This window comes from Paenibacillus borealis (assembly GCF_000758665.1).
Taxonomy (GTDB): Bacteria; Bacillota; Bacilli; order Paenibacillales; family Paenibacillaceae; genus Paenibacillus_AQ; species Paenibacillus_AQ borealis.
This window is the reverse complement of sequence record NZ_CP009285.1, coordinates 6,355,029-6,375,014: the sequence shown is the minus strand read 5'-3', so window position 1 is coordinate 6,375,014 and position 19,986 is coordinate 6,355,029. Positions and strand designations below refer to the sequence as shown.

General features: G+C 52.8%; 12 protein-coding genes. 9 read left to right on the top strand and 3 right to left on the bottom strand.

The window, feature by feature from the left end:
* The first annotated feature begins 32 nt into the window (after window positions 1-32).
* Window positions 33-2,234: a HelD family protein gene (locus PBOR_RS26985; protein ID WP_042216976.1), complete on the top strand. Its 2,202-nt coding sequence runs from the start codon at window positions 33-35 to the stop codon at window positions 2,232-2,234.
* 790 nt (window positions 2,235-3,024) lie between these two features.
* Here the strand turns inward: PBOR_RS26985 and PBOR_RS26975 are convergent.
* Entirely contained in the window at window positions 3,025-5,040 is a 2,016-nt protein-coding gene (locus tag PBOR_RS26975; protein ID WP_042216973.1) for a methyl-accepting chemotaxis protein, read from the bottom strand.
* 602 nt (window positions 5,041-5,642) lie between these two features.
* On the opposite strand from PBOR_RS26975, the gene PBOR_RS26970 reads away from it, so the two are divergent.
* The 4 genes from PBOR_RS26970 to PBOR_RS26955 all read left to right on the top strand — a co-directional run bounded on the left by PBOR_RS26970 (window position 5,643) and on the right by PBOR_RS26955 (window position 13,704).
* A complete protein-coding gene (locus PBOR_RS26970; protein WP_039294537.1) occupies window positions 5,643-5,924 on the top strand; it encodes a CD3324 family protein in 282 nt (93 codons plus the stop codon).
* A gap of 186 nt (window positions 5,925-6,110) precedes the next feature.
* Window positions 6,111-7,421 carry a replication-associated recombination protein A gene (locus tag PBOR_RS26965; protein WP_042216972.1) on the top strand — a complete coding sequence of 437 codons (1,311 nt, stop codon included), beginning with the start codon at window positions 6,111-6,113 and terminating at the stop codon, window positions 7,419-7,421.
* A gap of 628 nt (window positions 7,422-8,049) precedes the next feature.
* Window positions 8,050-10,791: a glycoside hydrolase family 9 protein gene (locus PBOR_RS26960; protein ID WP_042216970.1), complete on the top strand. Its 2,742-nt coding sequence runs from the start codon at window positions 8,050-8,052 to the stop codon at window positions 10,789-10,791.
* A gap of 30 nt (window positions 10,792-10,821) precedes the next feature.
* Window positions 10,822-13,704 carry a glycoside hydrolase family 48 protein gene (locus PBOR_RS26955; RefSeq protein WP_081972417.1) on the top strand — a complete coding sequence of 961 codons (2,883 nt, stop codon included), beginning with the start codon at window positions 10,822-10,824 and terminating at the stop codon, window positions 13,702-13,704.
* A 150-nt stretch (window positions 13,705-13,854) separates the two neighbouring features.
* On the opposite strand, the gene mnmA is transcribed toward PBOR_RS26955, so the two are convergent.
* Window positions 13,855-14,976 (bottom strand): tRNA 2-thiouridine(34) synthase MnmA, encoded by a 1,122-nt coding sequence (gene mnmA, locus PBOR_RS26950; protein WP_042216966.1) that lies wholly within the window; start codon window positions 14,974-14,976, stop codon window positions 13,855-13,857.
* Between the two features lie 319 nt (window positions 14,977-15,295).
* On the opposite strand from mnmA, the gene cymR reads away from it, so the two are divergent.
* Window positions 15,296-15,715, top strand: a complete 420-nt coding sequence (gene cymR, locus PBOR_RS26945) for a cysteine metabolism transcriptional regulator CymR (protein WP_039294546.1) — start codon at window positions 15,296-15,298, stop codon at window positions 15,713-15,715.
* A gap of 336 nt (window positions 15,716-16,051) precedes the next feature.
* Here cymR and PBOR_RS26940 read toward each other — a convergent pair whose 3' ends face one another.
* The gene (locus tag PBOR_RS26940) at window positions 16,052-17,284 is read right to left on the bottom strand and encodes an IS110 family RNA-guided transposase (RefSeq protein ID WP_042211610.1); all 1,233 of its coding nucleotides are present in this window, start codon (window positions 17,282-17,284) and stop codon (window positions 16,052-16,054) included.
* 778 nt (window positions 17,285-18,062) lie between these two features.
* Here PBOR_RS26940 and PBOR_RS26935 point away from each other — a divergent pair.
* Genes PBOR_RS26935 through PBOR_RS26925 form a run of 3 tightly spaced genes read left to right on the top strand, consistent with a single transcriptional unit; the run spans window position 18,063 to window position 19,982 of the window.
* Window positions 18,063-18,260 (top strand): hypothetical protein, encoded by a 198-nt coding sequence (locus PBOR_RS26935; RefSeq protein WP_081972201.1) that lies wholly within the window; start codon window positions 18,063-18,065, stop codon window positions 18,258-18,260.
* Complete coding sequence (locus PBOR_RS26930) at window positions 18,253-19,512, top strand: DNA polymerase IV (RefSeq protein ID WP_042216963.1); 1,260 nt, start codon at window positions 18,253-18,255, stop codon at window positions 19,510-19,512. The genes PBOR_RS26935 and PBOR_RS26930 overlap by 8 nt, the downstream gene beginning before the upstream one ends.
* Window positions 19,509-19,982 carry a YhjD family protein gene (locus tag PBOR_RS26925; RefSeq protein ID WP_042216962.1) on the top strand — a complete coding sequence of 158 codons (474 nt, stop codon included), beginning with the start codon at window positions 19,509-19,511 and terminating at the stop codon, window positions 19,980-19,982. Before PBOR_RS26930 ends, PBOR_RS26925 begins: the two co-directional genes overlap by 4 nt.
* Window positions 19,983-19,986: the final 4 nt, after the last annotated feature.

Below are 19,986 nucleotides of genomic sequence, written 5' to 3'. Positions count from 1 at the left end.
CTGCTCACATCACTTTTAGGAGGTAACTGAAATTGGAAGACAACTTTCAAAGTGCCTATCAAGAGGAAGAAGACAGGCTGAACCACGCGCTTATAGAGATTGACTCTACCCTTGAGCGGTTGCGCAGCACTCCGGTGTACACAGGACACGACTATACGGAGCAGGTGCTGGAAGACTCAAGGGAACAGAGGCGCAAAGATCTTGCCAAGCTTAGGCAGGAGCCTTATTTCGGACGGCTTGATTTTCAGGGCAATGACGAGGAAGAACGCAAGGCACTTTATATTGGCAAAATCGGCGTAGACCGCGAGCAGGTAAGCGACCGTCCGCTGGTCATTGACTGGCGGGCACCGGTGGCAAGCCTGTTCTATTCATTTACCGGAGGAACGGAAATGACCTCCTATGAAGCACCGGAGGGGCTGATTGAAGGGCTCGTCTACCTCAAGCGCAACGTGGTCATCCGCAAGCAGATTCTGGAGCGGGTTGCGGATACGTATAACCGCGACAGCGATGCGCCGGCAGTGTCGGACGAATTCCTGGTGTACCGGCTCGGAGAGAACAAGGACAACCGGCTGCGGGATATCGTGTCGACGATCCAGGAGGAGCAGGATAAGATTATCCGGGCGGCCAAGAACACGGCGCTGATTATTCAAGGGGTGGCGGGAAGCGGTAAAACCACCGTCGCGCTGCACCGGCTGGCTTTCTTATTGTATCAATACAAGGATCAGGTCTCGGCGGAGAAAATGATTATTTTCGCTCCGAACCGTATGTTCCTGGATTATATTTCAGATGTGTTGCCGGAGCTCGGTGTCGGCAATATTGCCCAGAGCACCTTTCCGGACTGGGCGGCAGATGTGCTGGGCGTGACTTTACCGGAGCAGGATGCTTCGGAAGCGGTGAGCCGCTGGTTCGAAACAGCGGGAGCGATGCCCGTCATTACAGAAGAGACCCCGGGGCGCTTCAAGGGCTCCACGGTGCTGATGAGCGTCATTGAATCCAGCATTAAGCTGCTGGAGACCAGCGCTGTGCCTGAAGGGGATTTCAGCCCGTGGGACGGTGCTGTGCTGCGCCGCTCGATGATTCTGCGCTGGCATAATGAGGAATATGCGCCGTATCCGCCGGCCAAGCGCAAGGAACGCGTGATGGCGCGGATTCACCGCTGGATTGAGATGGAGCTGAAGAAGAGCCCTTCGGCTGCTGCGCTGAAGGACCGTAAGAAGAAGGGCGCGGCGCGCGAGAAGGCGTACAGCGCCAAGTGGCCGAAATATGAGCCGCTGGCTATCTACAAGCAGATATTCCGTGCGGCGAAGACTCCGGAGGACTGGCCGGCCGGGGCGCCGGAAGAAATTCCGCCGGCTGTGCTGAAGGAAACGGTCAAAGAGCTGAAGAAAGGCATTCTGCGCGAAGAGGATCTTCCGCCGCTGCTCTATATTCACTATCTTTTGAACGGCAATGAGGGAACCGAACGCTTCGACCATATCGTCATTGATGAAGCGCAGGATTTCTCTCCCTTCCAGATAGCCGTGCTGGATTTGTATGTGAAAGGACATTCCTTTACTATTCTTGGTGACTTGTCCCAGGGGATTCATGCCTATAAAGGGGTACATGAGTGGAAAGAAATGCAGTCGCTGTTTGCCGGGGAGTATACAGCGTATCATGCGCTTACCCGCAGCTATCGTTCAACGATGGAGATTATTGAGTTCGCCAACGGTATCCTGTCCGCCGGCGTCGGCAGCGGGCTGCTTGCCGTGCCGGTCTTCCGCAGCGGTAATCCAGTGCGGCTGATTTCCTATGAGGATGCGCAGCCGGAACAGGCTGCAAGCGGCGGCAAGCGGCTCAGCGCTGTCAGGAGCGCCCTGTCGTCGCTCTCCGGGCGCGAATACCGTACAGTGGCTGTATTGACCCGCAGCCTGCGGGAAGCCGCTGAGCTGTATGCTGAGCTTGCCGGGCAGTTCGAGGATATTCATCTCATTGACGGCAGCATTACCGAATACCGCGGCGGCTTGTCCGTACTGCCCGTATATTTGTCCAAGGGACTGGAATTCGATGCCGTCATCCTGGCGGATGCGGACAGTGCGCACTACGGAGGGGCAGCCTGGGATGCCAAGCTGATGTATGTAGGCTGTACACGCGCACTGCATGAGCTGTGGCTCTTGCATGACGGCGGTCTTCCGCATTACGTTCAGCAGCTTGGAGAGGAAACTGTCTCCGGCTGGCCGGTACCCGAAGGGAATTAAGGCCAAACGGAATGTTGTTCTAATCGCTCCCCGGTCCAGATTTTTTTAATTTCCCTTGGCGGTGAAAAGCCGGACATAAGGCGACCGCTAACGCTTTTCCGCGGGTCGTCCCGTCCGATCCACTGTTTAAGCGGGAACCGTATATGCAATCTTAAAAAACGCAAAAAAGAAACCTCTCTTTGATGAAATGGATTAAGATCAACCATTTCAAAGGAGAGGTTTCTTTTGCGGGCCAAATGAGCAAATGAGGAGCATTAGTGCCCCTGAATTCACTGGAAACGGGCCAAATGAGCAAATGAGGGGCATTAGTGCCCCTGAATTCACTGGAAACGGGCCAAATGAGCAAATGAGGGGCATTAGTGCCCCTGAATTCACTGGAAGCGGACCAAATGAGCAAATGAGGAGCATTAGTGCCCCTGAATTCACTGGATGCGGGCCAAATGAGCAAATAAGGAGCACTAGTGCCCCTGAATTCACTGGATGCGGGCCAAATGAGCAAATGAGGGGCATTAGTGCCCCTGAATTCACTGAACGCGGCCAAATGAGGAAATGAGGGGCATTAGTGCCCCTGAATTCACTGGAAGCGGACCAAATGAGCAAATGAGGGGCATTAGTGCCCCTGAATTCACTGGATGCGGGCCAAATGAGCAAATAAGGGGCATTAGTGCCCCTGAATTCACTGAATGCGGGCCAAATGAGCAAATAAGGAGCACTAGTGCCCCTGAATTCACTGGATGCGGGCCAAATGAGCAAATGAGGAGCAGTAGTGCCCCTCATTACGCCGGGTGCCTTAAGCTTTGCCCTTCGGTTCAAAGTGGAACCGTTCTACCTGCCCTTGCATGTCCGAAGCCATGGCGGAGAGTGCAGCGGAGGAGGAGGTGATCTCCTCCATCGAAGCAAGCTGTTCTTCCGTCGCTGCTGTGACACTTTGGAAGGATTCGAGCGCCGCCTGGGCGATCTTGGCCATTTCCTGCACAGAGGCTGCTACTTCTGCGCTGCTGGCCGACATTTGCTCAGTTATCGCAGATACTTCATGGATTTGCTCGCCTACATGCCGGGTGGACTGCTCGATCTGGAAGAACGCCTCGCTGGCTTCCTGTGTAAGCGCCATTCCCTGCTCCACATCCCCAACCACTTTATGCCTCATCACATCATAGGCGCTGGCAATCAGCTCCACCATCTCGGAGATCGTCTCCTGGATTTGTCCTGCACTGACATTGGAGGCTTCGGACAGCTTGCGCACTTCGCCGGCGACTACAGCGAAGCCTCTGCCGTGTTCTCCAGCCCGTGCAGCTTCAATACCGGCATTCAGCGACAAGAGATTGGTCTGCTTGGCAATGGCAGAGATGGCCGTACTGGTGTCCGCCACCTTGGCACTTAATCCGTTAAGCTCAGCGATCAGGGTGCCGGACTGATGTACGGATTCGCGGATCGTCTTCATCTGTTCTCCGACATGCTGCATCTTGGCACTGCCGGTGGAGACATCCTGTTCAGTCTGTACGGCGGCGCTGACAATCATCTCTGAGGCGGAGGCGATTTTTTGAATGCCGGTCGACATTTCATCCATCGTTGTGGCCACTTCGGCGGAAGCATAAGCCTGGGTTTCCACACCACGGGTTGATTCCTCGACCAGCTCGGTCACATATTCGACTGCTTTGCTATTCTCGCCGGTGCTGGCTGTCAGCTGTTCACTGGCTGCCGCCAGGTGGCCTGACGTCTCAGCGACCTCCTGAACCATTTTGCGCAGGGAAGACACCATTTCATTATAATTGCCGGCCAGCTGGCCGATCTCATCCTTGCGGTTCGTTTCCACAGACTCATCCAGATAACCTTCGCTTACCCGTTTGGCCGAACGGTTCAAGCGTTCCACAGCGCCGGTAATGCGGCGGATGATCATAAAGGCTATTGCAGAAGCCAGCACAAGAGTCACAACAAGCACGATGGCCGACTTGTACAGAATCGGATATACAGCCTTGGTATATTCATTCTCCGGGAGCACTCCGGCCATTTTGAATCCGGTCAGCTCGTTCGTAATGTAGAATCCGTCCATTTGTGTGTTGGCTGTATCGTCCTTGTAGGAGAGCTTGCCTGCCGGACCTTTGCCCATTTCTTCCAGCATCGGGCCTGTTGCTTCGGCAGCAACCTCCATGGTGGGATGATAGATCACCTTGTTATTGCCGTCGAGGATATATACATAGCCGCTGTCGCCCAGACTGACGTTCTTGGTTAGCTCCATCAGTTCGTTCATGCTGATGCTGATTGTAACGGCCCCCTTACCGTCCGGCAAAGCCCTGGAAACCGGAAGGATGTAGCTGTTCGTCACTTTGGAGAAAATAGGATCGATCACCGATGTGCTCTCCGGTGTCTTTAGTGCATCTATGTACCAGTCGCGCGTACGGGGATCATAATTCTCCGGCTGTGAATCCGGAGCGAACATGTATTTACCCTGGTCGTTGCCCAGAGCTACGATATCCACTTCCGGATGCTCCAGCTTGAATTTGTCGATCAGACTGCGTGCTTTTGCAGCGTTGCCCGTGAGATCAGTGCTGCTGATCTGGTAGGCGAGCTCGTTGACGCCTGCGCTCTCCAGCTGGATTAACTGCGAGAGGGTTTTATCGAGAATATGAATGCTTGAGTTCGTGGTTTCTTCCATTTTGGTGCGCAAGGCCGACTCTGAGGTTTCCGTGGATATGACAACCAGGGCAAGTGAGGGAAGCACAATAGCTATGATGATTAGCAGCATCAGTTCAGTTCTCAGCTTGGTGATGTGAAATACACGTTTTAAGGGATTCCGTGGGGTTGTCATAGAAGGTTCCTCCTGAATTTCTGAATGGATGGGGTTAAATTAATTTCCATATCTCGAAGTAAATAGATAATTTAATATATATTTCGACACTAATCGACTAAAAAATTAGTTTTTCGTCAAAAAATTTTTGGCTAAAATTGCCGATATGCATTCCTCCTGATAGTTATGGTTAACATGAACTCAAGGTGGAGAACGATTATAACTATTCTTGAACTTGTAACCCGCGGATACCTGTGGCTTAATAATAAGTGTCCGGCCGGGCAAGATTACTTCTGGAAGGAGGCTGATGGCAATGTTTTCAGAATACGAGGTGGTTTCCGTCTAAGACGGAAGCCTGTTTAAGGGGAGGCCGCGAGGCCTCCTTATGTATAAACAACGGCTATATATTTCAGGCTTAGCTAAAATATATAGAAGTACACTGACAAACTACTGATAGATTACCGATAAACAATGAATGTAGACGTTAACCGCAGGGTTTAATATAATGAATTTAGGTTATTTACCAAATTTGAGGAGAAGAAAGGAGGCAGGTGGCATGATTATCAAGAACAGCGCAGTGATCGGACTTAACGGAACACACCTGTTGAAGGAGGAACCAGAACGTGAGTTACGTAAATGGAAAGGATGTGCTCCCCCCGGGGCTGCTCGAAGAGCTACAGGGCTACATCCAGGGTGAATTGCTATACATCCCGAAGAAGACGGAAGAGCGGGTAAGATGGGGCGAGAACAGCGGCTCCCGGCAAGAAATTGCGAACCGCAATGAAGAGATCTTTTGCAGTCACAGCAGCGGCTGCTCGGTGAACGAGCTGCAGAAGAGATATCATTTATCCGAAGAAAGCATCCGCAAAATCATTTCAAAAATGCGGCTGGCGCTGAACAGCTAGCCTGAATATTTGAAAACAACCCACATATAAGTTCTAATAATAGAACAAAGAGCATGCTCCCGCCGGTGATGGCGAGGTCATGCTCTTTTTAATGAAAGCTGCGGGTATGGTATGATAGAGGGCAGCCAGTTATTTCTATCTATCGAAGGATAGCGAATATCAGATTACTAGCAAGGAAGTGGAGTTATGGATTTATTCTCGCTTGGTGAAGATAACGGGAACGGGAACGGACGGTTGCTTGCAGACCGGATGCGGCCCGGGAATCTCGATGAATATATTGGACAGGAGCATATTGTAGGCCCCGGCAAGCTGCTGCGCAGAGCCATCGAGGCTGACCAGGTGTCTTCCATCTTGCTGTACGGGCCTCCGGGCTGCGGCAAAACAACCTTGGCTCATATCATCTCGCATCATACCCGGGGTGAATTTGTCCGGCTGAATGCGGTGGAAGCTTCGGTGAAGGATGTCCGCGAGGTCATTGAGCGTGCCCAGAGCAATAAGTCGCTGTACGGCTCGAAGACCATTCTGTTTCTGGATGAGGTACACCGCTTCAACAGCTCCCGCCAGGATGCGCTGCTTCCGGCAGTAGAGAAGGGGACGATTACCTTCATCGGCGCAACAACGGAGAATCCGTTCCATTATGTGAACGGGGCGCTTATGAGCCGCTCCACGCTGTTCCAGCTGGAGTCCCTGACCAGCGGGCACAGCCTGATTGCCATGAAGCGGGCGCTCGCCGATGAGCAGCGGGGCCTGGGGTTCATGGACCTGAAGGCGGATGAGGATGCGCTGCAGCATATCGCCACGATGGCTAACGGCGATATCCGCCGCGCTTTGAACGCGCTGGAGCTGGCGGCGATGACCACTGCCCCGGAGAGGGACGGCAGCGTGCATATCACACTGGAGGTGGCGGAGGAGTCGATCCGCCGGCCGATTGTCAAAGCGGACGAGTCTACGCAGTATGATGTGCTGTCCGCTTTTCATAAGAGTATCCGCGGCTCCAGCGACGCAGCCCTGTTCTGGTTCCTCTACGCCGTGGAGAAGCTCGGCATGGACCCGATGACCTTCATCCGCCGTCTGATTGCCGCCAGCAGCGAGGATATCGGCCTGGCCAACCCGCAGGCGATGGTCCAGGCTGTCAGTGCGCTGGATGCCTACCGCAACAACGGCTGGCCGGAGGCGAAGCTGAATATCGCGCAGGCAATCCTGTTTGCGGTGGAGAGCCCGAAATCAAACGGCGTGGTGATGGCGATCGCGAACGTCATGGACAGCCTGGAGGATCTGAAGTCGGCTGAGGTGCCGCTGCATCTGCGGGATACACATTATAAAGGCGCAGCCCAGCTGGGGCATGAGGGATACCAGTATCCGCATAATTTCCCCGGCCACTATGTGAAGCAGGACTATCTGCCGAAGGCGATCTCCCGGCGGGTCTTCTATCAGGCGACCGAGCAGGGCAACGAGGCGAAGATCCGCCATAACCAGCAGCTGCGGCGCGGGCAATAATGCCCGCGCAAAGGTACACCAATAAAAAGTAACTTCAGAGGTCTGCGCTATAAATAATCTTTATATTTCTCACTGAAACGGATACTGTCCTTTAAAGGGACGGTATCCGTTTCTATTTGTTTCGTTATGTCCATAAGGCTGACCTTACGGACTGTAGGGCCTTTATTTTATCGGAAGGGGAAATTGGTGTCCGTTTAGCCTGCCGAAGGTTGATTTTGGCAAAGAATAAGAGCTGCTCAGTCCGCTAACAAACAAAGAGGTTGAAAATAAGCAGACAGAACAAAAACACAATTGCTTAGCCTGTCCTGCCAGTAACGAAGCTGATGCGGGGATGAAGGCATTGTGTAAGAACTGACCCTGTAACGGCAAATATGATAAAAATGGAAATTTTTTGACAAAATGAGTCTGTTTCCGGTCAGAATAATTGTAAATATATAGAATTAAATAACATTATGTGGTATATGTGTATATGAGGAGATGATTTCCTTAATTTGTAAGAAGAGGGGGCGGATTGTACGGATTGAATAGAATGTCTTCTAAAGTGTTATCAATGGACACTGGGGAGGGATCTGCGCGTGACCAAGCCCGATTGGGCTGAAACGTAAGAATCGAAGGGAGATGAGTTAGGATGAAGCAAACGAGACGGAAGACAGGCTTTATCGCAGCACTGAGCTTAATGTTAACCTGCACCATTGCTTCAGGGACTGTTGTTCATCCGTATGTCAGCAAAGCCGCAGCCGCCGGGATTAATTATGCAGAGGCACTGCAGAAATCTATCTATTTCTATGAGACACAGCGGTCGGGTGATCTGCCGGAGAACAACCGTGTGGAATGGAGAGGCGACTCGGGGCTGCAGGACGGTGCAGATGTCGGCCACGATCTGACGGGAGGCTGGTATGACGCAGGAGATCATGTTAAATTCGGGTTTCCTATGGCTTACACCTCCACCATGCTGGCATGGTCGGTCTATGAATACAAGGATGGCTACGTGCAATCGGGACAGCTGGATGAGATTCTGGGCAATATCCGCTGGGCAACAGACTATTTTGTGAAAGCGCATACGGCTCCTAATGAGCTGTGGGGACAGGTCGGAAACGGCACAGCGGATCATAACTGGTGGGGACCGGCGGAGGTCATGCAAATGGCACGTCCTTCCTACAAGATTGATGCCGCGCATCCAGGCTCTGATCTGGCTGCGGAGACTGCCGCTGCGCTTGCCTCGGCTTCCATCATTTTCAGGGATTCGGATGCCGCTTATGCGGACAAGCTGCTGCTGCATGCCAAGCAATTATACAATTTTGCCGATACGTACCGGGGGGCTTACTCCGATACAATCACTGACGCCAAGCAGTATTACAATTCGTGGAGCAGCTACGCCGATGAATTAAGCTGGGGCGGCGTCTGGCTGTACTTAGCGACCGGCGAGCAGACCTATCTGGACAAGGCTACTGCCGCCAGTAATCTGTGGGGCACGAACCAGGCCGGACAATGGGGCTATCAATGGACCCAATCCTGGGATGACAAGCATTACGGTGCGCAGCTCCTGCTGTCCCGCATTACAGGTGATCCGAAATTCATTCAATCCACGGAACGGAATATGCAGTTTTGGACCACCGGGGTGAATGGCAGTACCTCTGACCGGGTAGCTTACACTCCCGGCGGATTGGCCCATCTCGACCAATGGGGAGCGCTGCGTTACGCGGCCAACCAGGCCTTCCTGGCCTTTGTCTATGCAGACTGGGTTGCCGATCCCGTGAAGAAGAGCACCGCTCAGACCTTTGCGGAGCGGCAGATTACCTATATGCTGGGCGATAATCCGCGGAGCAGCAGCTATGTGATCGGCTTCGGCGCAAATGCGCCCCAGCATCCTCATCACCGCACCTCGCACGGCTCCTGGAGTGACAGCCAGACCACTCCGGCGAACCACCGTCATGTGCTGTACGGCGCACTGGTCGGAGGACCTTCCAAGACAGACAGCTACACCGATACGATCAGCGATTATGTCTCCAACGAAGTTGCAACCGATTACAATTCAGCCTTTACGGGCGCTTTGGCCAAAATGATGCTGCTGCACGGGCAGGGCCAGCAGCCGCTTGTGAATTTCCCGCCGGCCGAAACACGTGAGGATGAAATGTTCACCGAGACTTCTGTGAATGCCAGCGGCAGCAATTTTGTAGAAATCCGTGCGCTGCTCAATAACCGCTCCGGGTGGCCAGCCCGCTCCAGCAGCCAAATGTCCTTTAACTACTACCTGGACATCAGCGAGGCTGTGGCCGCGGGGTATGGTCCCGGCGATATCACGGTCAAGGCGGGAGGCTACAATCAGGGGTCAACGGTCTCGCAGCTGCTGCCTTATGATGAAGCGAACCATATTTATTACACCAAAGTGGATTTCTCCGGCACACTGATTTATCCGGGCGGACAATCCGCTTACCGTAAGGAGGTCCAGTTCCGGATTGCCGGGCCGCTGAACACCACCTTCTGGGACAACAGCAACGACTTCTCGTTCAAGGGAGTGGCTTCAGGCGCTTCCTCTCCGGTGAAAAACCCGTATATTCCGGTATTTGACGCGGGTGTCAAAGTGTACGGAGAGCTGCCGACCGGCGGTGGAACCCCCGGTGAACCCCAGGTTCCGGGCCGTCCGTCCGGCCTGCAGGCTGTACCCGGCGATGCCAGCGTGGCCTTGAGCTGGAATGCGGTCAGCGGTGCTTCCCAGTATACGGTCAAGCGCTCTCTGGTGAGCGGCGGACCGTACACGGTGATCGGCACGGCAACCGGAACTGTCTACAACGACAGCGGACTGACGAACGGTGTGGACTACTATTATGTGGTGACCGCATCGAACAGTGTGGGGGAGAGTACGGCGTCTGCACAGGCCACGGCCCGGCCGCGCGAGACCACTCCGCCGGTTACAGGAGCTTTGCGTGTACAGTACCGCACTAACGACACCAGTCCCGGCGATTCGCAGATCCGCAGCCAGTTCCGGATTATCAATACGGGAACCGAGACCATTGCGCTCAGCGGTCTGAAGCTGCGCTATTATTACACCGTGGACGGGGACAAGCCGCAGGAATTCCACTGTGACTATGCTGTTGTCGGCAGCGGGAACGTGAGCGGAAGCTTCGGGAAGCTGAGTTCGCCTGCGGCGCTGGCCGATTCTTATGTGGAGATTTCCTTTGCCGCAGGAGCAGGAAGCCTGGCTCCGGGAGCGGATAGCGGGGAGATTCAGGTGCGGTTCAACAAGACCGACTGGACGGCCTACAATGAGAGCAACGACTATTCCTATGGAGGAACCCAGCAGGTGTTCGCGGATTGGGAGAAAGCTACACTCTACCGTGCAGGAACGCTTGTGTGGGGCTTGGAACCATAAATCATTCCAGAGAGGAAGTATGCCGAAATGATGAAGCTGAGTTCAATCAAGAAACCGTTCTCCATAGTAATGGCTGCCATCCTGATCATTTCTCTTACAAGTGGTATCTTTAATTTCAGACCCGGGACAGCCAAGGCTGCATCGGTGGAAAAGACAAGATTTCTGCAATTATATGCCCAGTTGAAGGATCCGGCGAGCGGCTATTTCTCGGCGGAAGGCATTCCTTATCACTCGGTGGAGACTCTGCTTAGCGAGGCGCCCAACTATGGGCATATGACCACCTCCGAGGCTTACAGCTACTGGATGTGGCTTGAAGTGCTGTATGGCTATAACACCGGAGACTGGAGCAAGCTTGAAGCGGCCTGGGACAATATGGAGAAATACATTATTCCGATTAATGAAGGCGACGGCGTGCAGGAGCAGCCGACGATGAACAATTACAACCCGAACAGTCCGGCAACCTACGCCTCGGAGCTGGCCCAGCCGGATCAGTACCCAAGTGCGCTGAACGGCAAGTACGCCCCGGGCAAAGACCCGCTGGATGCGGAGCTGAAGGCCGCCTACGGCAATAACCAGACCTATCTGATGCACTGGCTGGTGGATGTGGACAACTGGTACGGCTTCGGCAATCTGCTGAATCCTACGCATACCGCTGCTTATGTGAATACCTTCCAGCGCGGAGTGCAGGAATCCGTCTGGGAAGCGGTGGCGCATCCTTCCCAGGATGACAAATCGTTCGGCAAAACGAATGAAGGCTTCATGAGCCTGTTCACCAAGGAAAATAGTGTACCTTCCGCACAATGGCGTTATACGAATGCTACAGACGCGGACGCGCGCGCGGTGCAAGCGATGTACTGGGCCAAGGATCTTGGCTACACCAATACGGTCTATCTGAACAAAGCCAAGAAAATGGGCGATTTCCTGCGTTACGGCATGTACGATAAGTATTTCCAGAAGGTCGGCAGTGCTGCTGACGGCACACCTGAAGCGGGAACCGGCAAGGATTCCAGCCAGTATCTGCTGGCCTGGTATACCGCCTGGGGCGGCGGTCTGGGAACAACCGGGAACTGGGCCTGGAGAATCGGCGCGAGCCATGCGCACCAGGGGTATCAGAACGTGGTTGCAGCCTACGCGCTGTCCACTGCAGACGGCGGCCTGATTCCGGCTTCGGCAACGGCAGGAGAGGATTGGGGCAAATCGCTGACCCGCCAGCTGGAATTCTACAACTGGCTGCAATCCTCTGAAGGAGCCATTGCGGGCGGAGCCACGAACAGTTATGGCGGCTCATACAGCGCGTATCCCTCCGGCACAAGCACCTTCTACGGCATGGCCTACGACGAGGCTCCTGTCTATCATGACCCGCCATCCAACAATTGGTTCGGGATGCAGGCCTGGAGCTTGGAACGGGTAGCGGAGCTGTACTACATTCTGGCTTCCAGCGGGGATACTACCTCGGCCAATTTCAAAATGGCCAAACGGGTGATTGAGAACTGGATTGACTGGTCTGCGGATTATGCCTTTGCGGGCAGCCGTCCGGTAACGGATGCCGCCGGCTATTATCTGGACCTGCAGGGGAACCGGATTCTGGGCGGAGATGATCCGCAGATTGCCACCGTATCTGCACCCGGCGAGTTCTGGATTCCGGGCAATGTGGAGTGGCAGGGCCAGCCGGATACCTGGAGCGGCTTCAGCTCCTTCAGCGGCAACAGCGGCCTCAAGGCAGTGACCAAAGATCCCGGGCAGGATACCGGCGTGCTGGGCAGCTATATTAAAGCGCTTACGTTCTTTGCTGCAGGGAACAAAGCTGAGCATGGCAGCTATACTGCGCTTGGCGGAACCGCTTCACAATTGGCCAAATCCCTGCTGGATACAGCATGGGGCTACAATGACGGAGTGGGAATTACGACGCTTGAGAAGCGTGCGGATTATTTCCGCTTCTTCACCAAAGAGGTCTATTTCCCGGCAGGCTGGACAGGCACCTTCGGCCAAGGAAATACCATACCCGGCAGCTCGACTGTACCTTCTGATCCGGCCAAGGGCGGAAACGGAGTCTATGCGAGCTATACTGATGTGCTTCCCGATATCAAAAATGATCCCAAGTGGAGTTATCTGGAAGGCAAGTACAACAGCTCATACAACAAAACAACCAAGACATGGGACAATGGCGCACCCGAGTTCACCTACCACCGCTTCTGGTCACAAGTGGACATCGCTACAGCCTATGCCGAATATGACCGGCTAATCAATAACGGCAGTGGTCCGATACCGACGGCTACACCTACCACCACGCCAACGGCCACACCGACGGTTACGCCAACGGCTACACCTACAGCCACACCGACGGTTACGCCAACAGCAACGCCGACGGTCACGCCAACAGCAACGCCGATTGCTACACCGACGGCTACGCCTACTGCTACACCGACGGCCACACCAACGGCAACGCCTGCTGCGGCGAACCTGGTGGTTCAATACCGCACAACGGATACGAACGCCACAGACCAGCAGTTCCGTCCGCAGCTGCGGATTGTTAACAACGGAACCACAGCGGTAGATCTCAGTAAGGTCAAGCTCCGTTATTACTACACGATTGACGGAGAGAAAGCCCAGCAGTTCAATGTCGATTATGCCACGCTCGGCGGCAGCAATGTGCTGGGCAGCTTCGTGAAGCTCGAGCCTGCGGTTGCAGGAGCAGACTATTACGTGGAAATTTCCTTCAGCACCGGTGCCGGCAGTCTGGCACCCGGGGCGAACACCGGGGAAATTCAACTGCGGATCAACAAAACCGATTGGAGCAATTACAATAAGGCCGACGATTACTCCTATGATTCAACCAAAACGGCTTATACCGACTGGAACCGGGTAACGCTGTATTTGAATGGCGTGCGGGTATGGGGCGTTCAGCCGCAATAAAGCGGGCATTCTGTTGCCGGAATCCGGCCGGAATCTGCCGGTCTGAGCGTTATCCCGTACAATAACGAATAAAAGAACCTTCAGCTCCACTATCCGGTGGTTTTGAAGGTTCTTTTGTATTTATGGGGTTAGCTCGGGCAGGTGAAGTAATTACACCTGCGGCAGCGGCACGACCTTCTCAGCAGCCTCAATGGTTCCGCCGCCCAGACACGTATCACCAAGGTAGAACACCACAGCCTGTCCCGGCGTGATTGCCTTCTGCTGGACATCAAAAGCAACATGCACGGTTCCATCTGCCTGCTTCGTCAGCGTAACACCCTGATCCGGCTGGCGGTAGCGGAACTTGGCGGTACACTTCAACGGGGTGTCGCCAAGTGTATCTGCATCGATCCAGTTCACGCCGGAAGCTGTGAGGCTGGTGGAGTACAGGCTGACATGCTTCTCTCCCTGTACGACATACAGGGTATTGCTTGCCAGATCCTTCTCGGCTACGAACCACGGTTCCCCTGTGCCGGAGCCGCCGATGCCAAGACCCTGGCGCTGGCCCAGCGTGTAGTACATGAGGCCGTCGTGACGGCCTTTGACTTCCCCGGTGGCGATATCGACCATATTGCCCGACTGCGCAGGCAGGTATTGGCTCAGGAATTCACGGAAATTACGTTCTCCGATGAAGCAGACGCCGGTGCTGTCTTTTTTCTTGGCGGTGTAGAGTCCGGCTTCCTCGGCAATTCTCCGCACCTCAGGTTTCGGCAGATGCCCGATCGGGAACATGGCCTTGGAGAGCTGGTACTGGTTCAGCGCGTTGAGGAAATAAGTCTGGTCCTTGTTGTTGTCCACGCCGCGCAGCAGCTTGAACATGCCGCCTTCTTCCACTACCCTGGCGTAGTGCCCGGTAGCGACGTAATCAGCGCCAAGCTGCAGCGCTTTGTTCAGGAATTCCCCGAACTTAATCTCGCGGTTGCACATCACATCCGGATTCGGTGTCCGGCCGGCCTTATATTCTTCGAGGAAATAGGAAAAGACTTTATCAAAGTATTCCTTCTCGAAATTAACGGTATAGTAAGGAATATCGATCTGCTCGCACACGCGGCGCACATCCTCGGCATCGGTCTCCGCCGTACATACGCCGAACTCGTCGGTATCATCCCAATTCTTCATGAAGATGCCGATGACATCATAACCCTGCTGCTTCAGCAGAAGCGCTGTAACAGAGGAATCGACCCCACCCGACATACCGACGACGACACGGATATCCTGATTAGCTTTTGTCATCGTGATCACCATTTTCTATGCACAAAATACCGGCGTTCTGACTGAACACCCGGCTCATTGTGTATTATAACATACCTGTCTACCCCAAACAGGAGAACGCTGTTATAAAATATAGCGAAAAAAGGTTCGAAATTGACAATTTGTCCACCACTGGTGAACAAAATCGCGAATTATTCCCGTTGGGTGTTCCAAATGTGTCCAAAGATATGATAACATAAGCTGAGAGCAAACATCGGAATACGTTGATATGACATATCTCATGTCTAACCAGCGAAACAGGAACAACAGAACCAGCAACTAAACCGAAAGAGGTGCCCCTTTGAAAATATCAACCAAAGGACGTTACGGATTAACCATTATGATGGAGCTTGCCCTGAGATTTGGTGAAGGGCCAACATCACTTAAAAGCATTGCCGAGAAAAACGGACTTTCCGAGCATTATCTGGAGCAACTGATCGCCCCGCTGCGTAATGCCGGACTTGTAAAAAGTATCCGCGGCGCATACGGCGGGTATATTCTGTCCCGCGAGACCAGCACCATTACTGCCGGAGACATCATCCGCGTCCTGGAAGGCCCGATTTCTCCTGTGGACTTCACAGAAGAAGATGACCCGGCCAAGCGCGACCTCTGGCTGCGTATCCGCGACAGCATTGCCGATGTGCTGGACTCCACCACATTATCCGACCTGATCAACTTCAAGGAAGAGAGCCACGCGGATAATTATATGTTCTATATCTAAGGTAATTAGGACAAAAAGCCCCTTCGAGTCGTCCGCGACTTTGAAGGGGCTTTGTTGTGTTGCTGGATATACATCTCTTTAGAGATAAATGTTGTACGTTTTGCAATTTTGATTCATAGATAGCCAGGCATTCGGGAGGATTGTTGTATGAAATACAAGAATAATCCCGCTAAGCCGCTTGGATAAGATGAAATCCTGCATTTTTATACGAAAATAAACGTAGGCTTTAGTAGGCATTAGCTTAGTACGTGTTTTAAAAGTAACTCTTTCGGGATAAACTTACTCTTAAAGGCGCAAAAAGTCCCCCTACCCCAATTATTGAGCGATTTTTAAAAATCAGCTCGTTTCGGGGGACGTCACTTGAACCGTTAAGCCTAACTTTTCGATTTGTTTCAAGTAATAAGCTAACGCCTTTTCCTTGGACGTGCTCTCCGGCACGTCTTTTTCTTCGTATCCAGATCTGTTTTTCATTAAACTGTAAATAATCTTTACCAGTAAATGTGCCGTGGCTACACACGCTTTTTTGTCTCCACGCCGCTTTCGAACCCGCCTAAAGTGCTGACCGATACGATTGGAGGATTTCTCATTGGCCCATGCCGCCTGGGTTAACGCGCGTTTCAAAAACTTGTTTCCCGGCAGACATTTCGTTTTAGATTTCCTTCCTGCACTTTCCTTGTTTCCCGGGCTGACGCCTGCCCAAGACGTCAATTGTTCCTCCGTTTCGAAACGCTTATGAACCTCCGGACCGAGTTCAGCAAAAATAGCCGCAGCCGTATTGCGTTCAATCCCAGGGATCGAATCGAGCCACTCCAGTTCTTCGGCATATGGGGCTAGCTTGCATTCAATCCGGGCTTCCACTTGCTCGATTTGCTTCTCCAGATACAACAGATGATCCCAGTGAAGCCGCATCATCTCCCGATGATGACGACGCACACGTCCATTCAACGCGTCCATGAGTTCAGGGACCTTTTTCTTTAGTTTTGTCTTCACGAGCCCGCGAAGCTGCTCTTCGTCCAGCACCTCGCCATTCATTAACTGCTCCAGCAACAAACGGCCCGATACGCCAAAGACATCCGTGATGAAACTAGACAATTTGATATTTCCATCTTGCAGCAGTTTATGAATCCGATTCTTTTCGGCAGTGATCGCTTGGACCATTTTCACCCGGTACCGGGTCCAGTCCCGCAGATCCCGCAACTGCTCGGGCAGGACCACACTGGCTTGAACCAATCCGCACCGGTGGAGTTTCGCAATCCAAAAGGCATCGTTCATATCGGTTTTTCGTCCAGGAATGTTTTTAATCGTCCGAGCATTCGCCAAGACGATGTCGCACGTCGATTCGAGTACATTCCAGACCGGTTTCCATAATACCCCTGTACTCTCCATCGCTACCTCCTGACACCGATTCGCGATAAGCCAGTCCTGAAGCCGCAATAATTCACGCGTTGTCGTTCCGAACGTCGAGATTTGCTTTTGGGGAGTGTGGTCCAGCGGTCCGTTTAGAATACAAGCGACAACCGTTTTGTTATGAACATCGAGACCCGCACAGCATTCACGTATAGCATCCATGAATCTATCCTACTTTCCTGTCAATTCACAAATCATGCGCTCATTCGTTTAGAATTTTATACACGCACTTTGATGTGCAATAGGCGGTGCCTGAGAGTCGCAATAGGACAGTTTATACAACAGGGTTTTTGGCCCCAATAAATGCTCGTCCACAGATTTGTTATCTTTAGTTTTTCCAGGTTTTAGGTATAGAAACATAGGGAGTACCTATTTTCATTCTAGGGGGTGACGCCGAGGCGTCATGGAAGTTTATACAACAATGTTGGATTTGGGCCGATAGGCTGAGGAAAATGTTGTATTATGTGCAGGATTCTATAAAAAACCTCCTGATCTCTGCCACAGATATCGATGGATTAAGGAATTCTTGCGTCAACATCAGCCACCTCGCAGTCCAGATATTTTACATTCGTGAAGGATGGGTTTATGTTGAAATCTTAAGTTTAGCCTATATAGCTTTCTGAATTATCAGAAATGCTTTATCCGATTTTTACCAGGAATTCCGTAGCATCATTACGCATAAAGACGAAGACAAAAAAAGGAAAATTTATAAGCCTGCTTTTTGGATGCGCCCCGGGTTTCACCGTATTCCCAGTCCTTATGGTCCTCACTGTTGCCTGCCCCCGGCCCATTCCTCTTCTAGCCGGTTCTAATAATTATCCGCGACGCATAAGCTACCAATAACAAACAAGAACGCCTGTTCTATTTTACCATTGCTTAAAAAACTTAATCCTGGTTATAATACAAACAAATGTTCTTATTATACCGGAGGCGATCAGTCATGAAAATGAGCATCGGCCAAACGATTGAAATGATATACCTGGACAAAGCGGGCAAGATTACACAGCGGAAGATTGAAGTACACGGGATTCGGGACGGCCGCATACGGGCTACCTGTCTGAGCACCGGCCTGCCCCGTGTTTTCCTGATGGACAGCATCTTGTCGTGGCATCCGGTACGGGGGCAGAAGTATGCCTAAAGACCGGATCATTCTGCTCTCGGATTGCCAATCCTTCTATGCAAGTGTCGAAAAGGCTGCTCACCCCGAGTATAAAGATAAGCCTGTCGCCGTCGGCGATCCTACGCGGATGAACGGTATTGTCCTGGCTGCCTGCCCTATCGCCAAATCTCATGGTGTAACCACCGCATCCCGCGTGGGTGAAGCCATGACCAAATGCCGGGATCTCGTAGTGATCCGCCCGCGGATGAGTACGTATATTAAGGTTTCGTTGATGATTTCAGAAATCTATAAGGGGTATACCGACCAGGTTGAGGCCTTCAGCATTGATGAGCAGTTTTTGGATGTGACGGGTTCGTTGAGTGTGTTTGGAGAAGGTCTGCCGGAGATGATTCGCTCCATCCAGCATCATGTCCTGTTATCTACGGGGGTGTGGACCCGGGTGGGGACCGGACCGACCAAAATCCTGGCCAAGATGGCCAATAACTTTGCCAAGAAGCAGAAGGACGGGGTCTTCAGGCTGGATTACGACAATATCGACACAGAGCTCTGGCCGCTGCCGGTGCATGAAATGTTCATGGTGGCTGGACGGATGACCAAGAATTTTTACCGTATGGGGATTACCACGATTGGCGATATTGCCCGGATGGAGCTGGGGGAGTTCAAGCGGAGAATGCGCACAACCATGGGCAAGCAGAGCGATATTCAAGCGGAATATTATTGGCAGACGGCGCGCGGCATAGATCCCAGCCCGGTCGTTACCGGGATTCGGCACCAGATTAAGTCGGTGGGGCACGGGAAGGCGCTGCGCTGGAATCTCTATACTCGGCTGCCGGAGATTGAAGTGGTATTGCTGGAACTGGTGATCGAGGTGTGCCAGCGGGCACGGAAATACCGGTATATGGGGTCGGTGGTGTCTATCGCGGTAGCAGAGACGGACGGCAACAAATCTAACTCCTACAGCAGACAAATGACACTGCCGGAGCCCTCGTCTTTAACGCATGAGGTGGCAGCGGCGGCCTACCGCTTGTTTGTGGATCATTGGACGGGGATGCCGCTAAGCCGCCTGGCGATATCTATATCCCAGCTGACCGATGACAGTGTCATGCAGCTCACTTTATTCGATGACCGTATCCGCACTTACAACAGAGAACAGGCAGTGGATCAGATCAAAACCAGATACGGCAGCCGGGCGCTTATCCGCGCATCCTCTTTGCTGGAATCCGGAGTTGCGCTGGAACGGGCCGAACAGATTGGAGGTCATTATAAGTGAGCAAATTAAACGGAAATGAGCGGTGGAAAACCAAAATGTTAATGAGCGAGCATGTAGACCAGTTTGAGGAGAAGCAGGAGGATACGGTCAGAAGAATGATAACAGTGGAGGAGCGGACGATGGTGCGTGACCTCATTTTGCTTCCTTACATAGATACCATGGTCGCCAGAAGCCTGAAGGAGATTGAGCTCTCCGGCAGCATCCTTAAGCGCGCCTTTCTGATAGCGGGGCAAGCGATACAGCGCCGGATCATGCAGGACACCTACCAGCTGCAAAAAGAGCTGAAGCAGCGCAATATCAGAGTGCTGCCCGATGAGCAGGAGGAGTTCCTGGTGTATCACAAAATCTTTTGCCGGGGATATCAGGAACGGTTCGGACTTACGCGTGATGTGATGCGCACCGAGATCAGCTTACGGCTGACCCGATACACCGCGGAGCTTGGCGCCGCATGGAAAGAATATCTGAAATAAGCCC

Excerpts from the sequence above, each read along its gene's own strand:
- PBOR_RS26975 (WP_042216973.1), bottom strand. The coding sequence starts at position 5,040 with ATGACAACCCCACGGAATCCCTTAAAACGTGTATTTCACATCACCAAG.
- PBOR_RS26930 (WP_042216963.1), top strand. The coding sequence starts at position 18,253 with ATGCCTAAAGACCGGATCATTCTGCTCTCGGATTGCCAATCCTTCTAT.
- PBOR_RS26935 (WP_081972201.1), top strand. The coding sequence starts at position 18,063 with ATGAAAATGAGCATCGGCCAAACGATTGAAATGATATACCTGGACAAA.
- PBOR_RS26955 (WP_081972417.1), top strand. The coding sequence starts at position 10,822 with ATGAAGCTGAGTTCAATCAAGAAACCGTTCTCCATAGTAATGGCTGCC.
- mnmA (WP_042216966.1), bottom strand. The coding sequence starts at position 14,976 with ATGACAAAAGCTAATCAGGATATCCGTGTCGTCGTCGGTATGTCGGGT.
- PBOR_RS26960 (WP_042216970.1), top strand. The coding sequence starts at position 8,050 with ATGAAGCAAACGAGACGGAAGACAGGCTTTATCGCAGCACTGAGCTTA.
- PBOR_RS26965 (WP_042216972.1), top strand. The coding sequence starts at position 6,111 with ATGGATTTATTCTCGCTTGGTGAAGATAACGGGAACGGGAACGGACGG.
- PBOR_RS26940 (WP_042211610.1), bottom strand. The coding sequence starts at position 17,284 with ATGGATGCTATACGTGAATGCTGTGCGGGTCTCGATGTTCATAACAAA.